Origin of the sequence: Bradyrhizobium sp. LHD-71 (assembly GCF_031157255.1) — a bacterium.
In the GTDB taxonomy this organism is placed as follows: domain Bacteria; phylum Pseudomonadota; class Alphaproteobacteria; order Rhizobiales; family Xanthobacteraceae; genus P52-10.
Genome location: NZ_JAVIFX010000045.1, coordinates 1 through 21,843, shown reverse-complemented (window position 1 = coordinate 21,843; position 21,843 = coordinate 1). Strand labels below are relative to the sequence as shown.

The following is a 21,843-nucleotide window of genomic DNA, read 5'->3' as shown; positions in this document are numbered from 1 at the left end:
CCTAACCCTCTCCCCAACGGGGAGAGGGAACAGGCAAAGCGCGTGGCTGCCTCTTGCTCATACACCACGACGCACTCACGCCCGCGGCGTCGCCTCCAGGATCGACACCGACGACGGCGTCGCGATCACGGTCGCTGGCGCGAACCCGGCTGCGCCGAGCAGCTCGTTGAACTCGACGAAGGTGCGCTCGCGCGCGGTGCCGAACATCGCCATCATCTGCATGTCGAGCAGGTATTCCAGCTGCTCGCCGCGCGACGGATCGGGATCGAGCAGGCCTTCCACCACCAGCAGCCGCGCGTTCATGTCCATGGCGGCGCGACAGGCGCTGAGGATGTTCACCGCCTGGTCGTCCGGCCAGTCGTGCAGCACGCGACAGAGGATGTAGAGGTCGCCGCCGCCGGGCACCGTATCGAGGAAGCTGCCGCCGTGGGTAGTGATGCGGCCCTCGGCGCGCGCGTCGTCGGTGATCGCCGCGACCACGTCCTCGCGGTCGAACACGATGCCTTGCGCCTGCGGATAGCGCGCGAGGATGCGCCGCAGCGTCTCGCCGTTGCCGCCGCCGACGTCGACGATCATGCGCGCCGACGAGAAGTCATAGCAGGCAGCGACAGCGGCGTGGCGGTCGTCCGGGAAGGCGGCCATGAACGCATCGAAGATGCGCGCTTCCTGCGGATGGTCGCGCAGATACGCGAAGCGGCTGGTGCCCCACGCCACCTGGTGCGGGTTGGCGCCGTGCAGGGCGGCGTCGAGCGCCTCCCAGGCGCGCCAGCTGCCGGGCCTGGTCCAGAAACGTGCGGCGTGGTGCAGGCTGCCCGGCGCGTCGCTTCGCAGCAGCAGTGACCGTGGCGTGTGCGCGATCGTACCGTCGGCATCGATCAGAAAGACGTCGAAGCTGGCGAGAACGCGCATGACCCGCATGAGCTGCTGGGGCCGCACGTTGCAGACATTCGCGAGCGCTGCGACCGGCGCCGCGCCGTCCGGCGCAATGCGATCGGCGATGCCGAGATCGGCAACGAGACGGATCGTTCGCGACACCTGAAAGCCGCGGATCAGCAGATCGAGCGCCTGCCGGTCGTCCTCGGGATCACGCATGGCCACCCCGTTCTCGACGCCAAGGACCGCAAGGCTACCTCACCCCCGCCGCAAACGCCATGGGATGCCTTGGCGTGCATTTCATTGCACCCGTCGATCCTCTCGGGCTCGCGCAGAACTCGGCGCGCCCCCTCTCCCGCTTGCGGGAGAGGGTCGGGGTGAGGGGCAGTAACACCGCTCATCTCGCATATCTGCGTCAGTCCGCCATGTCGTGTCGCAACTAAGCACTCGCGTCCACGACAGCGCGTGCCACGGGCCCTCACCCTAACCCTCTCCCGCAAGCGGGAGAGGGGATACCGCCGGATCGCGGGACGGCTCTTGAGATCAAAGCAGCACTTTACTTCCCGCCCCGTCGGCGCTCTCCTTGCACATGCTCGCGCCGCGCATATGCCAGCTCGCCCAGACCTTCGCGCTCCTCGTCGCCTGCGCGCTCACGCCTGCGCATGCGCAAACCATCTCCGGTCGCGCCACCGTCATCGACGGCGAGACGCTGGAAATCCGCGGCACCCGCATCCGTCTCTACGGCATCGACGTGCCGGCCGACGATCACGCCTGCGAGCGCACCGATGATCTCCGCTGGCGCTGCGGCCCACGCGCCATGAACGCGCTCGGCGAGATGCTGGAGGAGGCGGTGGTCAGTTGCCTGACGCGGGAGAAGGATGACGCCGGCCGCCTCGTCGCGGTGTGTTCGGTGGGGCCGGTCGATGTGGGGCTGTGGCTGGTGCGGAACGGACTTGCGCGAGCGCGGCCTTCTGCGGACGGCAGATACGGACAGGCGCAGGAGGAGGCGCGGGCGGCGCGGCGAGGGAGCTGGGCCGGACAACAGAATTCAGACTGAGCTGAGGAATGAGGAAGAGGTCAGCATGATGCTTACGACACTCGCTTGGTTGGGGTTGGCGGCATATGCCGCCCACATCCTCGAGGAGCACACGTTTGATTGGCGCAATTGGGCCAGAGGCGTCATGGGGTTGCCGGTGGAGTGGACCGACTTCTACGTCACGAACGCCGTGGTGATTGTGCTGGGCATCGTCCAGGCCGAGTTGGCCGCCGCGCTTCCACTGGCGCCGCTGAGCTTCGCCATGCTCATGCTCATCAACGCCGTGGTGTTTCACATCCTGCCGTTCATTCGGGCCAGGGGACGGTTCTCGCCGGGGCTCATCACCGCCGTCGTTCTGTTCATCCCCCTCGGCATCGCGGTGATCTACACCGCGCTTCCTGCGGTCGGCTGGGGAACGCTCGTCGCGGCCTTCGCGGTGGCCGCTGTCATCATGGCGTATCCGGTCGTGATGCTGAACGCGAAATCAAAGCCATTCTTCAGGCAGACATGACCGAAGAGAGGTTTGCGCAGCGGACCGAGATGGAAGAGGGAGGGCACGAACGGGCCAGCGGCGCGCTTCACCCTCCTCCCGCGCGCGCAGCGCGTGGTGGGGAGGGTCGGCCGGCTGTGCTCGAAGAGCGCAGCTGGCCGGGGTGGGGGGCGCTGAGCTTCCTCATTGAATCCAGCTAATGAGGAGACTCGGCAGGCCCCCCACCCCGGCCTCCACTTCGCTCCACATAGCCGTTCGAAGAACGGCGTCGCTTCGCTCGCCTATGCGACCCTCCCCACCACTCGCTGCGCTAACGCTTCGCGAGCGGGAGGAGGGTGGACGCGCGTTGCCTTCCGGAGGTAGCCCTGCCTGTGCAGGCACGCCCCACCCGCCCGCGGCAGTTGTTGCGCGGCGCATCCTGTGACACCATCTAAGTCCATAATTGCTATGATCTTTTGATGCCTATGCCCCGTCCGAAATATGCCTGGGAGAAGCTCACCGATGAGCAGCTGCTCAACAAGCGCCTCAGCAGCCTGAGGGTTGGCCTCGATGGCACCTGGCTCGAGGATTGTCTCGGCGCGCTTTACGGAGAGATGGAAGAGCGGGGCCTCCGGCTGCGGCCGCACGCCTGGATCTCGAGCGAATGGTTCAGCCCGGCGGATACAGCCGGCATCGCCATTCCGTTCTATCTCACTCATCCGCGCCTGATGAAGCTCGAGAAAAAGATGATGCTCGATGTCGAGGGCGGCAGCTGGTCCGAGTGCATGGCTATACTCCGGCATGAGGCCGGCCATGCCATGCAGCATGCGTATCGGCTGCATCGCCGCCGCCGCTGGCAGCAGCTGTTCGGCCCGTCCTCGCGACGCTACCCGCGCTACTACCGGCCCAATCCGGCCAGCCGGAGCTATGTCCAGCATCTTCGGCTCTGGTACGCGCAGAGCCATCCGGACGAGGATTTCGCCGAGACGTTTGCGGTGTGGCTGCGGCCGCGGTCGAACTGGCGGACGCGTTATGCCGGCTGGCCGGCGCTGAAGAAGCTCGAATATGTCGACGAGCTGATGGACGAGCTCGCCGGCAAGCGGCCACTGGTGACGACGCGCGAGCGCGTCGATCCGCTGCATGAGCTCGGCCAGACGCTGGGCGAGCACTACCAGAAGAAGCAGGCGTTCTACGCCTTCAAGCCGCCGAAGACTTACGACCGCGATCTCTTCCGGCTGTTTTCCGCCGAGCCGCGCCATCGCCGCGCGCTGCCGGCGTCGGTCTTCATCCGCCGCCACCGCGCGCAGATCCGCCGGCTGGTCGCGCGGTGGACCGGCGAGAACCAGCTGACGCTTGATGCCGTGCTTGACGAGATGATCTCCCGCTGCCGCGAGCACAACCTGCGTGCCGTCGGCTCTGAACGGAGGCTTGTGATGGATTTCACCATCCTGTTGACCGCTAAGACCATGCACGCGCTGTTCGGTCCCTCGCGCCGCAAGTGGATCGCGCTATGAGACGGCAGCGCATATTGGTGTTGATGCGGCCGGACCTGGTGCCCCCGGAGTCGACGGAGGGCTACACCGCGCGGCAGATCAACGAGTGGAAGACCGAGTATGACGTCGTCAGCACCTTGCGCGAGGCCGGCCATGAGGTTCGCCCGCTCGGCGTGCAGGAGGAGATCAAGCCGCTGCGCGAGGCGATCGAGGGCTTCAAGCCGCATGTGGTGTTCACGCTGCTCGAGCAGTTTCACTATGAGCCCGTGTATGACCAGCATGTCGCGAGCTATCTCGAGCTGGTGAAGGTCCCGTATACGGGCTGCAACCCGCGCGGCCTGATCCTGGCGCGCGGCAAGGACCTGTCGAAGACCTTGGTGCACCATCGCCGGATTGCGGTGCCGGCCTTTGCCGTGTTTCCGATGCGGCGCAAGGTCAAGCGGCCGGCGCGGCTCGCGCTGCCGCTGATCGTCAAGAGCCTGAACGAGGATGGCTCGCGCGGCATCTCGCAGGCCTCCGTGGTCGAGACCGACGAGAAGCTCGCCGAGCGCGTCGCTTTCATCCATGAGCGGATCGGCACCGCCGCCATCGCCGAGCAGTTTATCGAGGGGCGTGAGCTCTATGTCGGCGTGCTCGGCAACACGCGGCTGCAGGTGCTGCCGGTGTGGGAATTGAAGTTCGGCTCCATGGGCGACCAGGGCGCGCGGCAGATCGCCACCGAGAAGGTGAAGCACGACCCCGACTACCAGGAGCGCGTCGGCATTGCCGACGGGCCGGCCAAGAACCTCAACCCGGAAATCTACGCCCGCATCCAGCGCACCGCGAAGCGCATCTACCGCACCCTCGGCCTCGACGGCTACGCCCGCATCGACTTCCGCCTCGCCGCCGACGGCACCCCCTATTTCATCGAAGCCAACCCCAATCCTGAGATCGCCAAGAGCCAGGAGTTCGCGACGGCGGCAAGGCATGACGGGCTGGATTACCCGGGGCTGCTGCACCGGATTTTGGCGTTGGGGATTAGCAGGGCAAAGGCAGGGGTGTCGGTGGGGTGAGGGCGAGGGGCGGCTGAGCGCCTGGAGATGTTCGAACTGGGGACGAGGCGCTCGCAAACTGGACAGAGAAGCGATGACGGGCATATGCGAAGCATGTTCGCTCGCCACCTATCTCGCCTGTGCGGCTGAGAAGGCTTAGAGTAGACAGACCGAACGCTAAGATAGTTGTCCCATTTCAAGCATTTCCCGAAGCAAACGGGTATTCTTTTCGCTAATTGCATCGATAGTTCTAACATGTGCGCCCATATAAGCCTTCTCCGGGATCACTTGTCCGGCCTGACCCGGGCGCGCAACTCGCCACACGGCAACTCTTCCAAAGTATTTCAGGGAAATTAGGACAAGAAGCGCCGCAAGTATCTTTGGACCCATAGGGACCAGAACAACGCGATACGACGTCACCAACGAGTACACTATATTCTCAATGTGTTCATATGCGGCCTTCACATCGAAAAGTTCGTATTCTGTGATCTCTACATTGTAGGGATTGAAATCGAACTGAAGATTCGCCGCACGAACAGCTTCGGCATATTTTTCGTCGCCACCGGTGGCTCGAAGGCACAAGGTGAAATTTGGCTCGAGCTGGTTTATCAAACCGACCGCCGTTCCGTACTCATAACCTAGCCCTAATATCAAGGCCACTGGCAGCGCTGGCTCCGAATCGAAGCCAGAGAGTTCTGGAGTAACCGCTCCAACTTGATCGATCGGAGTAAACGTCAGAGTAGGCTCAGAAAACTTTGCGGGTACGTACAGTATTTCGAATTCGCCTATATAATCCTTGCAAGCAAACATCGTGGAGAGGGCAAGCGCGGACATCGTTCTATTCATCGACGAGACATCGATCCCTACTGACAGGGAGCGGCTGGCGATCGTGTATTTTTCGAAGATCAACGACCGAAATTTTGTACGGAAGAAGTCGGATACATCTGTCACGATAAGCGCAGACATGCGATCCATTACCTTCTTATTCTCGGCGAAGCTAAGCACCTCATTTTCTTCGAACGACAAGCTAATGAAGCAATCAGCAGAAACTCGACCGGCCCTTACCAAAGCTGCTGCACGTTCTTCGTATCCAATCGAATTGATGAAGACATCAAAACGATGTGTCTTGTTGTCCTCAAATGTGTAGACGCTACTGTGCGAGATCATATGAGGGTTCTCTCGCCCGTGCTGAATAGATCGCCGAGTATCAATTGCTCGGATGGAGTTGCAATAGGCGGATTTGATCTCAGCACCGGCGAAAGATCGACTGAACGACCAAGGACAAGCGGAAGCCTGTACCGAGGAGCCAGTAAGAATGACAACCGCACTCTCTTGCCCCAAATATTTCCAGGCGCTGACGACGCCGCTTCGGGATCGCCCCGCCGGAGCCCTTTCTGAGGAACCAATACTAAGGCGCCTTGATTGATCGCGCGGCCTACAGCGCTATAAACGTCCTTCCCGACATTTCTGTCGATAGTGAAAGATAGTATTGGCTCCGGATTGAAATCTTGCCCAAGCACCTGTTCAAAGCAAAAGTCACCGAGTTGCTCGACCAGCTCAATTATGGATTTTGCGGACTGACCACGATGGCTCGATCTTAATGTCGAAAGCAAAGTTAAGAACGTTGCGATTGTTCGTTCAATACGCTTCGTTTGCTCAGTTCTGCTAATTGCTTTGACGGCTGAAACATCTCGCATCTGGACAAGGTCAGCAATAAGTGGGCGAAAAAGCCCAATGATCCAGCGAGGATTGCCTTCGCAAAGCGTAAACAAAGAGAATGCGCCGGTATAGATACGGGATACTGATTTTTTCGCTCGGAAGCGCCTTGAACGCCCAGCCTCGCTGTTCTGCGTCTGATGCTGAAACAGAAACTCATCTCGCACAATAACCGTAGATATAATTTTTCGTATCAGCGACGCTTTTTGGAATTCGGGCAGCGCTGCCATCCCTTCCGGATTGATGTTATGCTTCGCTAGATAGCGCAAGAAACTCGAATCCTTGCGCGCAAGTCCTCTGAATTTCCTATTGTAGAATCCGTCAGGTGCAAGTCTGGCTCCCCGTCCACGGCGGACTGAACGCTGCAATGATGCGCTGGTAACGTTCGACGGTCGATCGACATCAGGATCAAAGCCATCATCATAGAATGAAGGTCCAAGTAGGTGCTCCGCCTTGATTGGGCTAATCCCGACCTCGTTACATAACTTGGTGAACATCCGTTGGCTAAACCGATCGACTTCGCGGCGAGCTTGCGATGATAGATCGACCTCCAAGAAATCATGAGCTACCATAGGCATCTGCGGCTGGAGTAACTCCGTAAGGCTCCCATCATATGGACTAGCGGAAATCTTAATCAGAAAACGTGGATCAAACGATCGACCGCTCTGCCAAATGGGAATTTTAACGGGGTCAGGAGCTATTTCGAGCTCATCAAAACAGGCCGCCCATTTTTGGCGCCGACCATAGATGTGTTCAAATACATCCCCGAATTCCCTCAGATCGTCGAAGAACGTCGCGGAAAGGTGCGGATGATCTTCAATCAACCTATCTGCATCTAGCGGCTTCATTGCCGTCACCGTAAGTAGATGCTGGATAGCGCGAACCCTATTCGTCACCGCGCTTCTTAGGCCGTAATAGCCACCGACTTGTAGGGATAGTCCCCATCCGGACGCAAGTAGCTTCGATGCCTTGTCTCCAAGGACTTCGTCACGTGGTATTACAAACCTCGCTAGATGCCGATCATCTTTAAGAGAAGGGTCTTCCATATAGGAGATGGTGTCGCAAATCGCGAGGAGGACATGACTTCGAAACAGCGAATAACTCAATAAGTCGTCCGTGTCCTTCGGAGGCTGCGTCTTTATCGGACGCCTAAAGTCTGGGTACCACGTGAAGTCGGACGGGACATAGATTGAAACGAAATCGAGATCGGTCATCAACCGCTGGACTTCTCTGCTTTTGTCGCGTGGCCACCAATTGCGAAGAGCCGGTAAGGTCAGCATCTTCAGAAGCGTCGTCTTTCCGCTCCCTCGAGGGCCAAGTACTACTGAGTTCGACCGAGCTGCGACGTCGACGAAAGCAGGCGAAAATATGAATCCGCGGCCTACCTGCTCAGGCTCTAGTGAGCGAGCATTGAAGGATTCAAACAGCGATTGCGGCGCCATCGATTTCGTTTCCTCGATCAAAGAGGCTAGGCAACAACCACTTATCGTAGTGGACTATCGTCCCGGAGTTCTCGAGCAGCTCAATCAGGTGTTTCAACTCGCTCGGCACAAGAAACTGAACGTCGGGAATGATCTCAATCAAGTCGTCCCATTTCAGTCGTCTGGTCGCTTGGCTCGAAATGCGGGCATTGATTTGGTCACGAAGCGATTGCGTGCCGAGCTGGTCACCGAAGCCACATAGCTTGGGAAGACCTGAGTCAGGGAACGAAGCAGTCCATCCGATAGCCGGAGCCCAATTCCACGTGTAAATGCGGGCGCGAAAATTACCTATCTGATCAAACTCGATTAGGTGCATCTGGTTTCTGGGCGTCCTTCCTTGGACTTCAAATCTGTTCCCTGCGATACTCCCTGCTGACAGGATGATCGGAGCAGCTTTATCGGCGTTCGCATAGTTCAGGTCGGGTAAGTGCTGATGGCCATGAATGACGAGCCACCGGACGCCCGTATTTGCAAGCGCCTCTAACAATAGCGGGCCATTTTCTGCGTGACTGTGATCGTCTGGCTGCCACGGATGCTGTCTAATGTGATGATGCATTACGAGCACGTTCAGAGAGGACAGTTTGCTCGATAGCTCTGCGCTTAGTTTCTGAATGACCGTAGTGCTAACATGGCCGTGTTCATGAGACGCCTCCTTTCCTCTCTTCACAGCCGTGCCGTGAAGAGCGCAGCTATTGACCAAAACAAGCGTGGCTTGATGAGATGTCTCTTTGACGACGACGTAGTCCTGTGCCCAAAATCGGCTAGCCAGCTTCTTGTCAGAGAGAGGAAACGAAGGCACTAGAGATTTCAACGCTTCGTCGGGCCGAAAAGAGGCGTCGTTACGTCTTGAATCCAGATCATGGTTGCCGACATTGCCAATCAGCTTTCGTGCCCTAAGTCGTTTGCGCATCGCATCGAGTTGGCTCCAAGCGACCCCTGCTGAGACGGTGTCGTTCTGATTTGAGATGTCTCCGGGGCATATGATCCAATCGATCTTAACGCCCTGAGATATCATCAAGTCGGCCGCGTCACGGATCGGACTTAGCTTGGGGGCGTTGTAGTTTGGAAGCGAGCTTAGGTATGAAGGGGCGGATCCGAGCGGTTTGCCCTGATGCATATGCGGATCGCCCAGTACCAAGATACGAAAGCTAGGCATAACAAGGATCGTAGTTAAATATCAGAAGCTCTTTGGTAGCGCCTCGCGCGGCGACGTTTCCAGCGACTGTTCGGCGAACGTTTATCCGCTTCTTGTTCCAAGATGCCGCCAAACGTTTAGAGATCGCGCAGTCGGGATAGCTGAGAAGGAATGTTGCTCCAGCTCGATCAATTCGTCGAAGAGTTTGCTCTAGTCGTCCTACATCAGCTTTAGAGAATGGTTCAGACGAGTACTCTCGAAAGATGCGTTTTCTTGGCATGTAGTAAGGAGGGTCCAAATAGATAAAGTCTCCTCGCCTGACTTGCTTGCTGCAAACGTTCTCAAAGTCCCTGCACTGCAGTACTGCCTTATTGAGAACCTTGATGGCGGCGATGAAGTTCGCCTCAGACTGATATTTCGCGACACGACTGCCGGAGAAGGGAACGTTGAACTCGCCCTTGTTGTTCGTGCGATAAATTCCGTTAAAGCAGTTGCGATTCAGGTAGAGGAAGTAAGCTGCCCGTTTAACGGGATCGGTTTCATCATTCATTGCCGAACGTACACGATAGTATGTATCCGAATCGCGCGGCAATCGGCGAAAGGTCTGGAAAACGCTTTTCGGTCTTTCCTTCGCTATGCCGTAGAATCGCATTAGATCAACATTATTGTCGACCAAAATTGCTTGGTCGGGATCGAGATGAAAGAACAGGCAAGCGGATCCGGCAAACGCCTCAATGTATCGATCCCAACCGGTAGGAAGGTATGGTGCGATGTTTGGTAGGGACCGCTGCTTACTTCCCGCCCATCGCAAAATGGGCTTTATCGTTGCTGAGCCTTTATCCGCGTCCGAAACTGATTGGAGATCGTCACGCATTTGGCCCCTTGACACACCTCGGATCGGCAATTCGAATCGGTTGAACTTGCATTGGAGGTAAGAGATACGGAGAGTTCTTCAAAGGCAACGAAATATTGCAACTATCCTCACGAAGCCGGTAGGCTAGCGCGAACGGCGTTCTCACCGCTTCAAACTGAGAAATAGTATCTGGGGGGCGTCTTGAGCGCTGTAATGACCTCAATAGAGGCGCACGAGCGGACGATCGGTCAGCTCTTTAGCGATTCATTTTCGTTCGAGATACCTTCTTATCAGCGTCCCTATGCATGGGAAAAGGAGCAGGCGGATGAGCTTCTTACTGATCTCATCTACGCAATGGAGAACTCCAAGACGAGTGGGGGCATGTGCTTTCTGGGGAGCATTGTTCTAATCAAGCAGCCCTCGGCGCCTCTTTCGAAAGTTGTGGACGGCCAGCAAAGATTGACGACGCTCACTATCTTGTTGAGCGTCTTGCGAGATCTGACAGAGAACGATGAGGCACGCCTCAGCCGGCGAAACTACGTTTTTCAGAGGGCGAATCCGGACAACGGTACCGAAGAACGCTATCGGCTTACATTGAGGCCCAAAGACCAGCCGTTCTTCTCGAACCATATCCAACTGCCGGATGCGACCAATAAGCTTCCTGACCCTAGCACTCTGACAGGTAGCCATGCGCGCATCATAGAGAATGCTCGTCATTTCCGCACAACGCTATCGACTATCCCTGAAGACCGGCGTAACGCGTTGATCGCCTTTATCATACAGCATTGCTTTGTTGTTGCTGTAGCTGTCCCGACACCTGAGGCCGCGCGGAGAATCTTCACTGTCCTGAACGCACGCGGTCTAGATCTCACTCCGACGGACATTTTGAAGGCAGATCTTCTTGAGCGAGGTGCGCCATCCCAAGAGATAAGTTTAGCCGATCGCTGGGAAGCGGTTGAGCAGCGCATCGGTCGAGACAAGATGGTCGAGCTATTCGGACATATCCGTATGATGTTCGAGCGCGACAAGCCTCGAATTTCTCTCGAAAAAGGCTTCAAGGAATTTGTGCTGCCGTTCAACGAGGATGCCGAACGCTTCATTTCAAACATACTGGAGCCAATTTCTGACGCGATCGCATTGCTGAGCAGCAATCAATCAGTAAAGCAAAGGTATGGTGTAAAGGCCGCGACAGCTCTTCGTTCGCTAGAGCGAATTGATAACAAGGACTGGCTAGCGCCTGCTCTGTTGTTGATGTGGAAGGCGGGTGATGACGCTGCTCATGTGTCGAAGGTGCTTTGCGATTTGGAGCGAGTTGCCTATTTCCTTTTTACGACCAGGGCAGATGTGAACGCTCGAATTCGACGATTTGCCAGCGTGATGAACGAAATTGACATGCCCGCCGGGCAAACCATTTCTGCCGTAGGGCTGGCGCTTTCTAGGGTCGAGCAGACTGAGTTCATCAAGGCCTTGGATGGCTCTCTGTATACAAAGACGAGAGTGTGCAAACCTGTGTTGTTTCGGCTTGACGAACGGCTCTCAACTGGGGGCGCGAGCTATGACGAGCAGGCGTCGATAGAGCATGTTCTCCCGCAGACCGTGAGTAGTGGGTCGGAATGGGCGAACTTGTTCCCAGACGAGGCGGAGCGCATTTTGTGGACGCACCGGATCGCGAACTTAGTGCTCCTGACTAGGCGAATAAATGCCAAGGCGTCGAATTGGGATTTTGAGCAGAAGAAGATCAATTATTTCGCAACGGAGGACGGAACGTCTCCATTTGTCGTCACGCAGGGGGTGCTGCGGGCCGAGACATGGAGCCCAGAGTATTTGAAGACTCGGCAGGCCTATCTTATTTCCACGCTTGCCGATATCTGGGAGCTTGATGGCAACGACCCGGACAGAGTTCAGATTGACGCGAGCTCTGCGGGTTTCACGTCAGCTGCAGAGGAGGCAACCTGGCGGGAAGATGTGCGGACGGCATTAGTACAACTCGGTGGCCAAGCTCACCTTGAGGAAATCTATCGAGCTGTGAACTTGCTTAGAGAAAAGGGCGGCCGGTCAGTGCCCGCTTCGTTTAGGTCGCTTGTCAGGAAGAATTTGGAAGAGAACTCATCCGACTCCGAAGCATTTTCGGGTTTGGACCTATTCGCTCTAAAGATTAAGGGATCCGGAGTGTGGTCGATTAAGAGTCGCGATGCGTGAGTGCAGTTAGTCGAACACACGGCAGCAATTCTCCGCGGATCTATTAACCAATGCCGAGAGGCGCCGAGCTAGTCCGTTAAGAAGCTCTAACGACGGCATTGGCGTCTAACGGGCGCGGACTAATCGATGGTTTGTGCTAGATCTCATAGTGCGCCTGTCGCTGCTTCGATCCGTCACGCGAACCGAACTGGATCGCTCGGATCGTACTTGGAAGGCTGCAAGGGGTTTTTGCTGGCCGCGCATTCATCGCGTACCCCTAGACAGTAGCCAATTGAGAGTGTTTTTCAGCAATTGATTGAGGGGGCGAAATGGGTGAGACGATCGACTGGGGAAGCGTCCCGCAGTGGCTAACGGCAACTATCGCGCTCTGCGCGTTCATTGCGGCGCTAATTTCGATAGGAGTACAGCGGGCGACGGCGCGGCGGCGAGCAGCCTTCGATTTGTTCTTGAAGACCGAGACTGACGAGAAAATGATCACCGCTTTTGACAGGTTTCACGAGGGGATCGCCGCCATGCGTGCGGCCCCAGATGTGCAGACATTTTGCACCAGTCCGTCGTCCCGCGAGCAGTACCTTAACGTGCGAAAGTACCTGAACGTGCATGAGCTAGTGGCTGTTGGCATTGATCGGAACGTGCTCGATCCGAAAGTCTGCTTCTCATACTGGGGCGACACGCTGACCAATAACTATAGCGATGCACAACCGGTGCTCGATTTCCTGGCTACCCGCCCGAAGAATAAGTACACCTACTCGGATCTGCACAAACTGAATGCCAAGTGGGTAAAGCAAAAGAGTCGGTCGTGATTTGCCTGAACGGCGCAGTCCTTGCTGGGATGACCTTTTGGAATTGCGGGATGACGCAGCGCAATGCACCGTGTCCTTGCGGTAGCGGTAAGAAGTTCAAGCACCGCCACGGCAAGGTCCCAGCCAAGAACAACATTGCTGGGATCCTTCTTGATGCTGAGAACAACCGCAGGATCGTCGTCACCAAAGACTTCTTGCTCAATCAGTTGCATCGAGATGGTCCGAAGGTCGCTCGGTCGTTTGATAGACTGAACGAAAGCGGTGATGCAGGACGTCAGTGTGTTGATCGCAGAAGCCGCAGGCTTGCTGATCAGCAATGTTAGCTTGGATGCCGCAAGCTATAGGGAGACCACTGCTGGTCTTCTATCGAGTGCGGTGTCTACGTTTGTGGCGAGCCTTATACTCGCGCGCCAAGATTTTCGCCGTCAGTATGGATCGATGGCGCGAGGCGTGATTGAGACGCTCTGCACGGTGATTCACATCGCCGTCGAAAAAGGCGCGTTGGAGCGCTTTCACGCAGACGATTTGCAGTCCACGAAGAGCATCGGCGTTGCGAAGAGAGTTATCGAGCCGCTCGGACCGGTTCTTTAGCAATTCCTTTGTGCGCGTTAACCGGCGTCACGCCAGCTTTGAACGAGTTCAGGTTTACTCGGCGCAGGATGAGGCGTTGCCGTTTACGCAAAGCTGCCGAAATTCCATACGTCGAATCTCAGGTTGCTGACATGCCGTCAATGTCCGCTCACGGTCGCAGTGCGGACTTCGTGTTTCGTGATTGGGGTTCGGAAATACCTCTGCGCAGCCACGCGATCAGCACACAGCATATCGCGGCCCCTACCACCAGCCCTGTTCCCCCCGATAACTGTTCTGCCCCGCCGCGCCGCCGCGTCGTTGTCTCGGGGCTGGGTCGCGCTGGAAGAAGCCGTTGTCGTTGCCCCAGCCTCGGTTGTCCCAGCCGCCGTTGCCCCAGCCATTGCCCCAGCCGTTGTCGGCCCAGGTGTCGCTCTCCATGGGAGCAACGGGTGTCGGCTTGCGCGTGATGAAGCCGCCTTGGGGCTGGTTGCTCAGCACGGCGACGAACTCGGTGCGATAGTTGGTCTCGGTGCTCAAGGGCTCGTCCGAGACGATGATCGAGGAGCGCGGCAAGGCCGTCGGCGCGATGCGGTCGATCAGGTCCTGCGGGATGGTGATGCGGTCGAGCGCGCTCTTGGCGTTGTCGCCGGTGTCGATCGTCACCGCGCTCCAGCGCAGGCCCTTGTCGTGCTGCGCCATCGCCGTGAACACATGCGTGCCGATCGGCTGGTCGGGATTGCGGATCTTCACCGGCACTTCGATCGTCGCGTCGAACACCTCACCGCCGTCCGGCCACGGCTTGCGCGTCGCGCGCCGCACATAAAGCGTCTGCGTCGCGCGGCTGATGTAGACCTGCACCGGCTCGAGCGCGAGCTTCGCCTCGGTCGCGGCCTTGGCCGTCTCGGTCTTCCTGGCCGCGGCCATTTTGGCGGCCTCCTTGGCGCCGGCGATGGCGTCGAGCTTCGCCTTCGTGTCGCCCCTCGCGGCGTCGAGCTGCGTCGCCAGCTCCTCGGCCTTCGCGGCGGCCTTCTGCTTTTTCTCCTCGGCCTGCGCCCTGGCCTCGTCCGTCTTCGCGGCGGCGATCGCCTTGTCGATTGCGGCGAGGTCGGCGTCGGCGCGGGCCTTCAGCCGCTCCAGCTTGCGCAGCGATGCGGTCAGCGCTGCTGCCTCGCGTGGCGCTTTCGCGGCGGCTTTCTTCGCCTCGTCGGCGGCCCGCGCGGCCTCGTCGGCTTCGCGCGAAAGCGTCTCGGCACGCGCCGGCACGGCGGCGAGCGCTTCCGCCTTCGGCACGAACAGCGCCGGGTGGGAAAAGTCGACCGGTGCCGCGTCGATCGGCGAGATGATCACCCGCATCCCGAGCCGCGTCTTGTCGAACAGCCGTTCCGCAAAGTCGAAGGGCATCCGCACGCAGCCGTGCGACGCCGCATATCCCGGCAGCGGCCCGCCATGCAGCGCGATGCCGTTCCAGGTGATGCGCTGCATGTGCGGCATCCAGGCATCGTCATACATGTTCGAGCGGTGGTCCTCTTTCTTCTCGACCAGGGCGAAGACGCCGGCCGGCGTCTCGCGGCCCTTGGTGCCGGTCGACACCGGCGCGCGCATGATCCAGCCCTCGGCGTCGAAGAGCGTCACCTGCTGGCTCTTGATCGACACGATCGCCATGATCGGCTCGCCCGCATGGCGCGGCGCCGTCGCCTCGCTGGCGGCCTGCTTCGGGGCGGCGCCGGCAGGAGATGGCATCAAGGCGGATGGCATCAACGCGGCCGTCGCCGCGAGCATGGTTGCAACGGAAAGTCCACGACGCCGCATCGCCACGGTGGCCCGCGCCGGCGTCAATCGATCTGCCATCTCACACCCCGGTTGAAAGACCCGCCCTTAAGTCGAGTAGTGTCGAAACACGTTTTTTTTGGGGTTCGCCGGCACGACCATACCGCTTTCTCATCCGGTCCGGGCACGCGAAACATCGAGATTTCCGCCTTCGGCACGAGCACCTTCGTGCAACCGGTGTTTGCCGCCGGCGCCGCCGTCGGCCTTTGGCCTAGCGCGCGTTACATTCGGGCAACACTTTTTGCAAAAGAACGATGACAGGCCGTTCCTTCATTGTTTGTTCCTATTTTGGCCAAAAGAATCAGCCCGCTTGACCGTGCATCATGGCTCAGCTGGAGCCGTTGGGGGCGATCGGGATGATGAACCCGCAGCGATTTCCGACATCGGCAGCGACGTCTTGCGTGCTCGTGGGCCTGGTTGCCGCGTCACTTGCCGGTTTCAATTCTGCCGACATCACCACTGTAAAGCCGATCGAGGAGCGCCACGCAGCCTCCGTGGCCGCCGACGCCGAGCGCGTGGATACACCGCCGGCACCCGCAATGGGCAGCACCGTGGTTGCCAGCGCCGATGCAACGGCGGTGCCCGAGCTGGTGACGGCGCCGGCCATCGACGCAACGGCGGACTCGGACAAGCCGGGATCGATCGCCATCGCCGCATTGCCCGAGACGTCGCAGATCCTGCCGCCTGAATCACCGCCCGTAGAGATGGCGCCGGCGAGCACGCCTGATCCGGTGCCAGATGACGATGAGCGTGGCGATGAGGCTGTGAGCGCGATCGAGCTTCTCGACGAATGCTTCGTGCTCGACGTCTGTGTCGATCATTACCTGTGGGCGCTCTACCAGCGCACGGCCAAGGTCGACACCAGGAAGGAGTTCGAGTGGAGGAAGGTGAAGGTCAAGAAGAAGCGCAAGACGGTGACGGTCTCCAGACGCTTCACCAGGCTCGTCGAGGAGGATTTCACCTGGAAGGATCCGAAGGCGGCGGAAAAAGCCGGCATGCCGATGATGGACTATGTGATCGGCGGCATGGATCCCCGCTTCAAGCTGAAGCTGTTTCATGTGCTTCGCGCCGCTGAGAAGGCGGGGCTGGCGCCCGGCATCACCAGCGGCTTCCGCGACGATTATCGTCAGTCGATCGCAAGCGGAATGAAGGCTGCGTCCAACAGATCGTTCCACGGCGGCAGCTTGCGCGGCGGCTATGGCAAAGGCGTTGCGGCGGATGTCGTGAGCGTCAAAGGCGCGACAAAAGGGCAGCGATGGCTTTCCACGGTCGCCTTGTGGGAGTGGATCGACGCCAACGAGTTGCAGTTCGGAATAGGCCGACCGTATCTCCACAAGGATCCGCCGCATGTGGCGCCGATCGATGGCAAGGAATATGCCTCTCGCAGAGGAGCGAAGACTCAAACTGCGGAAGCGGATGCAAAGAAGCCGGCCGCGCAGCCCGATCGCAGCGTGGCGAAAACGAACAACCGCAACATCAACATCGTTGGTGCAGAGCGCTTGCGTTGAATGATCGTCATTGCGAGGAGCACAGCGAAGCAATCCAGCCGCGCGAAGCGCGCAAAGAAAAGCGCGGCATCCGTGTCCGGCTCAGACTGGATTGCTTCGCTTCGCTCGCAATGACGGAGCGAAGTCCGTAGCCCGGATGAGCGAAGCGATATCCGGGGCTGACTCTCCGCGAAGCATCCCGGATGTCGCTTCGCTCATCCGGGCTACAGGCTGAACGACGACGCAAGTGTGGTTGCGACGAACCTGATCTTCTCTCATCACTCATTTAGCAGACCTGCCCATCGACGCGTGCACGCGCATCGTACGTTGAGCGAGCATTGACGCTGACGAATGGCCGCATGCATCGCGCGGCCCACGCCGCTGCCCACTCGCCGGCGTCATATTTTCGTCCAGTTCCAGGGCCCCAAAGCATCTCGTGAGTTTGTGTTCAGTGTGTGTTGCGTAAAGGAAGTGCCGTGCGTCGCGTATTTTTCTGCGTAGTCTTTTGCTTGACTTTTTTGCCCCTCGAACTCCACGCGCAAATTCTCCGGCATCCTGAAGGCTGCCCACGGCGTGCGTTCTGCGGCTGCGGAGCTTCGGTCCATCTGTTCGGCCGGCCCGTGCGCGAGCTGTTTCTCGCGAAGAACTGGTTCAGGTTTCCGCGCACTGCGCCGGCCCACAACATGGTCGCCGTGCGGCGCGGACATGTGTTCGTCCTCAAGCAGCCCGTGAGTGGCTCGACGTGGCTGGTGTACGATGCCAACAGCGGCGGCCGGCAGACGCGACTGCATCATCGCTCGATCGCCGGCTACACGATCGTGAATCCGCACGGCGCGAGCCGCATGGCCTTCGCAAACAGTTCGCACTAAAGAGCGCTTCATTGCGATCCGCTTCGCCTTCTCGCAAGGCGAAGCGATTTGTCCAGCGGGTGCGCGAAGGGCGTAATCGTTTGATTGGCTTTACTCGCGCTTGAGGCCGATCTGATCGATGATCCGCTTCTTCTCCGCGATCTGCTTCTGCACAAACTCCTGCGCCCACTGCACATCGCCGGGCAACGGCCGCAGGCCGAGCTTCTCCAGCTTCTCCCTCACGTCCGGCCTGGCGAGCGCTTCGTTGACGGCCTTGTTCAGGATCTTGATGACGTCAGGCGGCGTGCCTCTGGCAGAGACCAGGACGCTCCAGGTGTGCGGATCGTAGTCCTTGAAGCCGGTCTGCTCCGGCACCGACAGAAGATCCGGCAGGAGCTTCATGCGCTCCGTGCCCGGGCCGTTCGCGGCCAGCGCCTTCAGTTTTCCATCGACGATGAACGGCGTGGCGGACGCGGTCGCGACGACCGCCATGCTGACGTCGCCGGTCAGCACCGCGGTGATCGCCGGAACGTCTCCTGAAAACGGGACGTGAAGCATCTTCACGCCGGCGAGCTGCTGCAGATACTCGAAATTCAGATGCGCCGGGCCGGCAACGCCGGCCGTGGAATAGGTGACCTTCTCCGGGTTGGCGCGCGCGAACTCCAGCACTTCCTTGATGCTGTTCTGCTTGAGCGAAGGTGCCGCGACCACGACGCCGTAGACGCTGTTGAGGCCGGCGATGACGTCGAGATCGCGCGACGGATGATAGGTGAGCTTCGGATCGATGATCGGAATGATCGCCGTCGCGCCGACGCCGCTGACCCCGAGCGTGTAGCCATCCGGCTTGGATTTCGAGACGATGTCGATGCCGAGCGTGGCCGCCGCACCGGGCCGGTTCTCGATGACGAGCGGCTGTCCGAGAATCTCCGACATCGCCTCACCGACAATGCGCGCCGTCGCGTCGGTCGAGCCGCCCGGCGTGAACGGAACGATGAATCGAATGGGCTTGTCGGGATAAGACTGCGCTGCGACAGGGCTCGCCGTGCCGATAACAACGCACGTGAGAAGGCAGAAAAGACGCTTGATCATGACCTGGCCTCTTTGGTTGAGGTTCTTGTGACGGGTCATGTCAGGATCACGATTACCGCGGCGTGATCAAGGCGGTCACTAGGACCGTCAATCGTGCATGCCGAGGCGCTTCTTGGTCGCAACCACACTTTCGTGTCGTCGCCGCGAAGGTGGGGCTATCGCACATGGGGCGATCGAAGATTTCGCCGAACTCGGCGCGCTCCCTCTCCCGCGTGCGGGAGAGGGTTGGGGTGAGGGGCAGTCACACGGATCGTGTCGCATAGCTGCGTCAGTCCGTCATTTCGAACCTGACACCCTCGCATCCACGACCGCGCGTGCCACGGCCCCTCACCCTAACCCTCTCCCCGGCGGGGAGAGGGGACTTAGGACTGGCAATTGTCTGCCGCCGACCCCGGATTTCGCTGCGCTTCATCCGGGCTACGGTCTGAGCCTGTCGCCTACGCCTCGCTGTCCGAGGCGGGCATCACCACGACCCTGGCCCCGTTCGGAACGCGGTTATACAGGTCGATGATGTCCTGGTTCATGAAGCGGACGCAGCCGGAGGAGACCATGGTGCCGATGGTCCAGGGCTCCACCGTGCCGTGCAGCCGGTAATACGTGTCCTGGCCGTTGCGGTAGAGATAGAGCGCGCGGGCGCCCAGCGGATTCTCGAGGCCGCCGGGCAGGCCGCCCGCAAATCTGGCATAGCGCTCGGGCTGGCGGCGGATCATGTTCGCCGTCGGCGTCCAGCCCGGCCATTTCGCCTTGTGGCCGATCACGGCCGAGCCGCGAAAGTTGAAGGCCTCCTCCCGGCCGACACCCACGCCATAGCGGATGGCGCGGCCGCGCTCCGTCACCAGATAGGCATAGCGCGCGTCCGGGTCGACGATCACGGTGCCCCGCGGGTGTGAGGAGGGAAAGGACACCTCGCGCCGCCAGAATTTCGGGTCGACCCGGTCGAGGTCCACAGCGGGCACACTAAACGGCTCGTCGTCCAGCGCGGCATACATCCGCCGATAGCCGGGATCCCATGCCGAGATCGCCGCCATCGGTGACGTGCATCCGGCCAGCATGCCCGAACCCATCATCATCAGCAAAGCACGCCGCGTGGTCATCGCACGAATCTCTCCCCTCAAGTCACTCTATCTGACGTATCGCTGAAGAGCCGCGCATGTCCACTGGTGATGAGGTATGAGCTGCATAACCGATCGGTATGGAAGCGGACCTTTGCAGGATGCCGCTCCCGGAATCCCATCACGATCGGGTGAAGCTGGCGCCGAAATCCTTGAGCTGTGGCCCGGGGGTCACGCGCGAAGCCCGCAACAAAAAACGCAGCGTCCGTAACCGGCGGAGCCTGGATTGCCGCGGCGCGCCGCGGCTCGCAATGACGAGGCTGAGGCGTCGCCGCGCAAGCCACCCCGTCATTGCGAGCGAAGCGAAGCAATCCAGCCGCGCGAAGCGCGCAAAAAAAAACGCAGCGTCCGTATCCGGTGCAGACTGGATTGCTTCGTCGCTGACGCTCCTCGCAATGACGCCTTTCGCGCGGAACGTGGTCCCTCACTCCGGCTTCATCCCCACGCCCTGCATGAACTCGACCCACAGTGGTGTCTGCTCGGCGAAGAGCTTCTGCGCCTGCTGATAAGGGACCGGCGGGTTCAGGTTGAAGGTCGCCAGCGTCTCCTGCACCTTTGCGTCGGATGCGCCGGCGACGATGGTGTCGGAGAGCTTCTTGATGATCTCGATCGGCGTGCCCGTAGGCGCGGCGAAGCAGGTGAAGCCGACCAGGTCGTAGAGCCTCGATTTCGCGCCTTGCTGCACCAGCGTCGGCGTGTCCGGCAGTGCGCTCAGGCGCTGCAGGCCGGTGGCGCCGATCGGCTTGCCGCGGCCGCTCTGTAGCGTGCCGAGCGCGGCGTTGTAGCTGCCGATCGCCGCATCCAGCGTCTGGCCGGCGATGTCGGTCCACATCGGCGCCTCGCCGCGATAATGCACCGCCTCGATGTTGAGCCCATACTGCTTGTTGAGCTCGACGATGATCAGGTGCGCGGTCGAGCCCGCCGCATAGGTGCCCATGCTCACCTTGTCGGCCTTCTTCGCGTAGGCGACGAACTCCTGCAATGTCTTCGCGCCCGTCTTCTCGCTCGCCACCATCACGAGCCCGACCTGGCTCAGGAGCGAGATGAGCGCGAAATCCTTGTCGGCGTCATAGGGCAGGTTCTTCACCGTCACGCGGTTCTGCACCATCGTCGTCGAGATCGTGCACATCAGCGTGTAGCCGTCGGGTGCGGCGCGCTTCACCTCCACCGCGCCGATGATGCCGCCGGCGCCCGCCTTGATGTCGACCACCACCGGCTGGCCGAGCTGCCGCCCGACATAGTCGCCATAGGTGCGGCCGATGATGTCGGTCTGCCCGCCGGCCGGATAACCGACCACGATCTTGATCGGCTTGTTCGGGTAGGCCGTCCCTTGCGCCCGCGCGCGCACCCCAAGTCCCGGCAGCGTCGCCGCCGCAGCACTGCCTGCAAGGAATGTCCGGCGATCCAGTCTCGTCCTCATCGGTCGTTGTCTCCCTCTGGTGATCGTGTCTTTTTTTGAAGCCACGAGACGCCGCCCGCCGCGCCCCGTCAATGCAAAATGCAGCGTCCAAGTGCCGCGAGCCGAAGACCTGTAGCCCGGGCGAGCGAAGCGACCCCGGGGCTGAATCTGCGACAAGCATCCCCGGATGTCGCTCCGCTCATCCGGGCTACAGGTCTCCGTCTACGCCGGGCAGGGCGAAGCAACACAACTCGTCATTGCGATCCGGCTTCGCCCTGAGGGCTGCGCCGGGGCTAGGCGAAGCTCGTCATTGCGAGCAACCATTAAACGGCGGCCGGGGATTTGATCCAAGGAGTGCTTCGGGCGAGGATGGTATTGGCGAAGACGAGAAGCTTTCTGGCGCAGGCGACGAGAGCGAGTTT

General features: G+C 59.9%; 19 protein-coding genes. 10 read left to right on the top strand and 9 right to left on the bottom strand.

Annotation, left to right across the window (positions count from 1 at the left end):
- Nucleotides 1–75 precede the first annotated feature (75 nt).
- On the bottom strand, nucleotides 76–1,092 hold the full coding sequence (locus RCO31_RS32395) for a methyltransferase (RefSeq protein WP_308972536.1): 1,017 nt from the start codon (nucleotides 1,090–1,092) through the stop codon (nucleotides 76–78).
- Nucleotides 1,093–1,462: 370 nt separating this feature from the next.
- Between RCO31_RS32395 and RCO31_RS32390 the strand changes: the two genes are divergently transcribed.
- From RCO31_RS32390 to RCO31_RS32375, 4 genes are all read left to right on the top strand, one after another.
- Nucleotides 1,463–1,930, top strand: coding sequence for a thermonuclease family protein (locus RCO31_RS32390; protein WP_308972535.1), 468 nt, complete (start codon nucleotides 1,463–1,465; stop codon nucleotides 1,928–1,930).
- A gap of 25 nt (nucleotides 1,931–1,955) precedes the next feature.
- Nucleotides 1,956–2,420 (top strand): HXXEE domain-containing protein, encoded by a 465-nt coding sequence (locus RCO31_RS32385; RefSeq protein ID WP_308972503.1) that lies wholly within the window; start codon nucleotides 1,956–1,958, stop codon nucleotides 2,418–2,420.
- A gap of 437 nt (nucleotides 2,421–2,857) precedes the next feature.
- Entirely contained in the window at nucleotides 2,858–3,892 is a 1,035-nt protein-coding gene (locus RCO31_RS32380) for a putative zinc-binding metallopeptidase (RefSeq protein WP_308972502.1), read from the top strand.
- Complete coding sequence (locus RCO31_RS32375) at nucleotides 3,889–4,923, top strand: ATP-grasp domain-containing protein (protein ID WP_308972501.1); 1,035 nt, start codon at nucleotides 3,889–3,891, stop codon at nucleotides 4,921–4,923. Before RCO31_RS32380 ends, RCO31_RS32375 begins: the two co-directional genes overlap by 4 nt.
- Before the next feature lie 156 nt (nucleotides 4,924–5,079).
- On the opposite strand, the gene RCO31_RS32370 is transcribed toward RCO31_RS32375, so the two are convergent.
- The 4 genes from RCO31_RS32370 to RCO31_RS32355 all read right to left on the bottom strand — a co-directional run bounded on the left by RCO31_RS32370 (nucleotide 5,080) and on the right by RCO31_RS32355 (nucleotide 10,108).
- Complete coding sequence (locus RCO31_RS32370; RefSeq protein ID WP_308972500.1) at nucleotides 5,080–6,069, bottom strand: hypothetical protein; 990 nt, start codon at nucleotides 6,067–6,069, stop codon at nucleotides 5,080–5,082.
- Nucleotides 6,066–7,832: a hypothetical protein gene (locus RCO31_RS32365; RefSeq protein WP_308972499.1), complete on the bottom strand. Its 1,767-nt coding sequence runs from the start codon at nucleotides 7,830–7,832 to the stop codon at nucleotides 6,066–6,068. Before RCO31_RS32365 ends, RCO31_RS32370 begins: the two co-directional genes overlap by 4 nt.
- Before the next feature lie 205 nt (nucleotides 7,833–8,037).
- The gene (locus RCO31_RS32360; protein WP_308972498.1) at nucleotides 8,038–9,255 is read right to left on the bottom strand and encodes a metallophosphoesterase; all 1,218 of its coding nucleotides are present in this window, start codon (nucleotides 9,253–9,255) and stop codon (nucleotides 8,038–8,040) included.
- Nucleotides 9,248–10,108: a Dam family site-specific DNA-(adenine-N6)-methyltransferase gene (locus RCO31_RS32355; RefSeq protein ID WP_308972497.1), complete on the bottom strand. Its 861-nt coding sequence runs from the start codon at nucleotides 10,106–10,108 to the stop codon at nucleotides 9,248–9,250. Before RCO31_RS32355 ends, RCO31_RS32360 begins: the two co-directional genes overlap by 8 nt.
- 192 nt (nucleotides 10,109–10,300) lie before the next feature.
- Here RCO31_RS32355 and RCO31_RS32350 point away from each other — a divergent pair, with 192 nt between their 5' ends.
- The 4 genes from RCO31_RS32350 to RCO31_RS32340 all read left to right on the top strand — a co-directional run bounded on the left by RCO31_RS32350 (nucleotide 10,301) and on the right by RCO31_RS32340 (nucleotide 13,680).
- Nucleotides 10,301–12,286, top strand: coding sequence for a DUF262 domain-containing HNH endonuclease family protein (locus RCO31_RS32350; protein ID WP_308972496.1), 1,986 nt, complete (start codon nucleotides 10,301–10,303; stop codon nucleotides 12,284–12,286).
- A 308-nt stretch (nucleotides 12,287–12,594) separates the two neighbouring features.
- Complete coding sequence (locus RCO31_RS32345; RefSeq protein WP_308972494.1) at nucleotides 12,595–13,089, top strand: DUF4760 domain-containing protein; 495 nt, start codon at nucleotides 12,595–12,597, stop codon at nucleotides 13,087–13,089.
- A gap of 29 nt (nucleotides 13,090–13,118) precedes the next feature.
- Nucleotides 13,119–13,412 carry an SEC-C metal-binding domain-containing protein gene (locus RCO31_RS34815; protein WP_374991567.1) on the top strand — a complete coding sequence of 98 codons (294 nt, stop codon included), beginning with the start codon at nucleotides 13,119–13,121 and terminating at the stop codon, nucleotides 13,410–13,412.
- A complete protein-coding gene (locus tag RCO31_RS32340; protein WP_308972493.1) occupies nucleotides 13,354–13,680 on the top strand; it encodes a hypothetical protein in 327 nt (108 codons plus the stop codon). The genes RCO31_RS34815 and RCO31_RS32340 overlap by 59 nt, the downstream gene beginning before the upstream one ends.
- A 240-nt stretch (nucleotides 13,681–13,920) precedes the next feature.
- Here RCO31_RS32340 and RCO31_RS32335 read toward each other — a convergent pair whose 3' ends face one another.
- On the bottom strand, nucleotides 13,921–15,507 hold the full coding sequence (locus RCO31_RS32335; protein WP_308972492.1) for a L,D-transpeptidase: 1,587 nt from the start codon (nucleotides 15,505–15,507) through the stop codon (nucleotides 13,921–13,923).
- Nucleotides 15,508–15,809: 302 nt separating this feature from the next.
- Between RCO31_RS32335 and RCO31_RS32330 the strand changes: the two genes are divergently transcribed.
- Together RCO31_RS32330 and RCO31_RS32325 are read left to right on the top strand one after the other, a co-directional pair.
- Complete coding sequence (locus tag RCO31_RS32330; protein ID WP_308972491.1) at nucleotides 15,810–16,994, top strand: peptidase M15; 1,185 nt, start codon at nucleotides 15,810–15,812, stop codon at nucleotides 16,992–16,994.
- A gap of 599 nt (nucleotides 16,995–17,593) precedes the next feature.
- On the top strand, nucleotides 17,594–17,842 hold the full coding sequence (locus tag RCO31_RS32325; RefSeq protein ID WP_308972490.1) for a hypothetical protein: 249 nt from the start codon (nucleotides 17,594–17,596) through the stop codon (nucleotides 17,840–17,842).
- 90 nt (nucleotides 17,843–17,932) lie between these two features.
- Here RCO31_RS32325 and RCO31_RS32320 read toward each other — a convergent pair whose 3' ends face one another.
- The 3 genes from RCO31_RS32320 to RCO31_RS32310 all read right to left on the bottom strand — a co-directional run bounded on the left by RCO31_RS32320 (nucleotide 17,933) and on the right by RCO31_RS32310 (nucleotide 21,442).
- Nucleotides 17,933–18,910: a tripartite tricarboxylate transporter substrate binding protein gene (locus tag RCO31_RS32320; protein WP_308972488.1), complete on the bottom strand. Its 978-nt coding sequence runs from the start codon at nucleotides 18,908–18,910 to the stop codon at nucleotides 17,933–17,935.
- A 437-nt stretch (nucleotides 18,911–19,347) separates the two neighbouring features.
- Nucleotides 19,348–20,004, bottom strand: coding sequence for a L,D-transpeptidase (locus tag RCO31_RS32315; protein WP_308972487.1), 657 nt, complete (start codon nucleotides 20,002–20,004; stop codon nucleotides 19,348–19,350).
- Between the two features lie 442 nt (nucleotides 20,005–20,446).
- Nucleotides 20,447–21,442, bottom strand: a complete 996-nt coding sequence (locus RCO31_RS32310; RefSeq protein ID WP_308972486.1) for a tripartite tricarboxylate transporter substrate binding protein — start codon at nucleotides 21,440–21,442, stop codon at nucleotides 20,447–20,449.
- Between the last annotated feature and the right edge of the window lie 401 nt (nucleotides 21,443–21,843).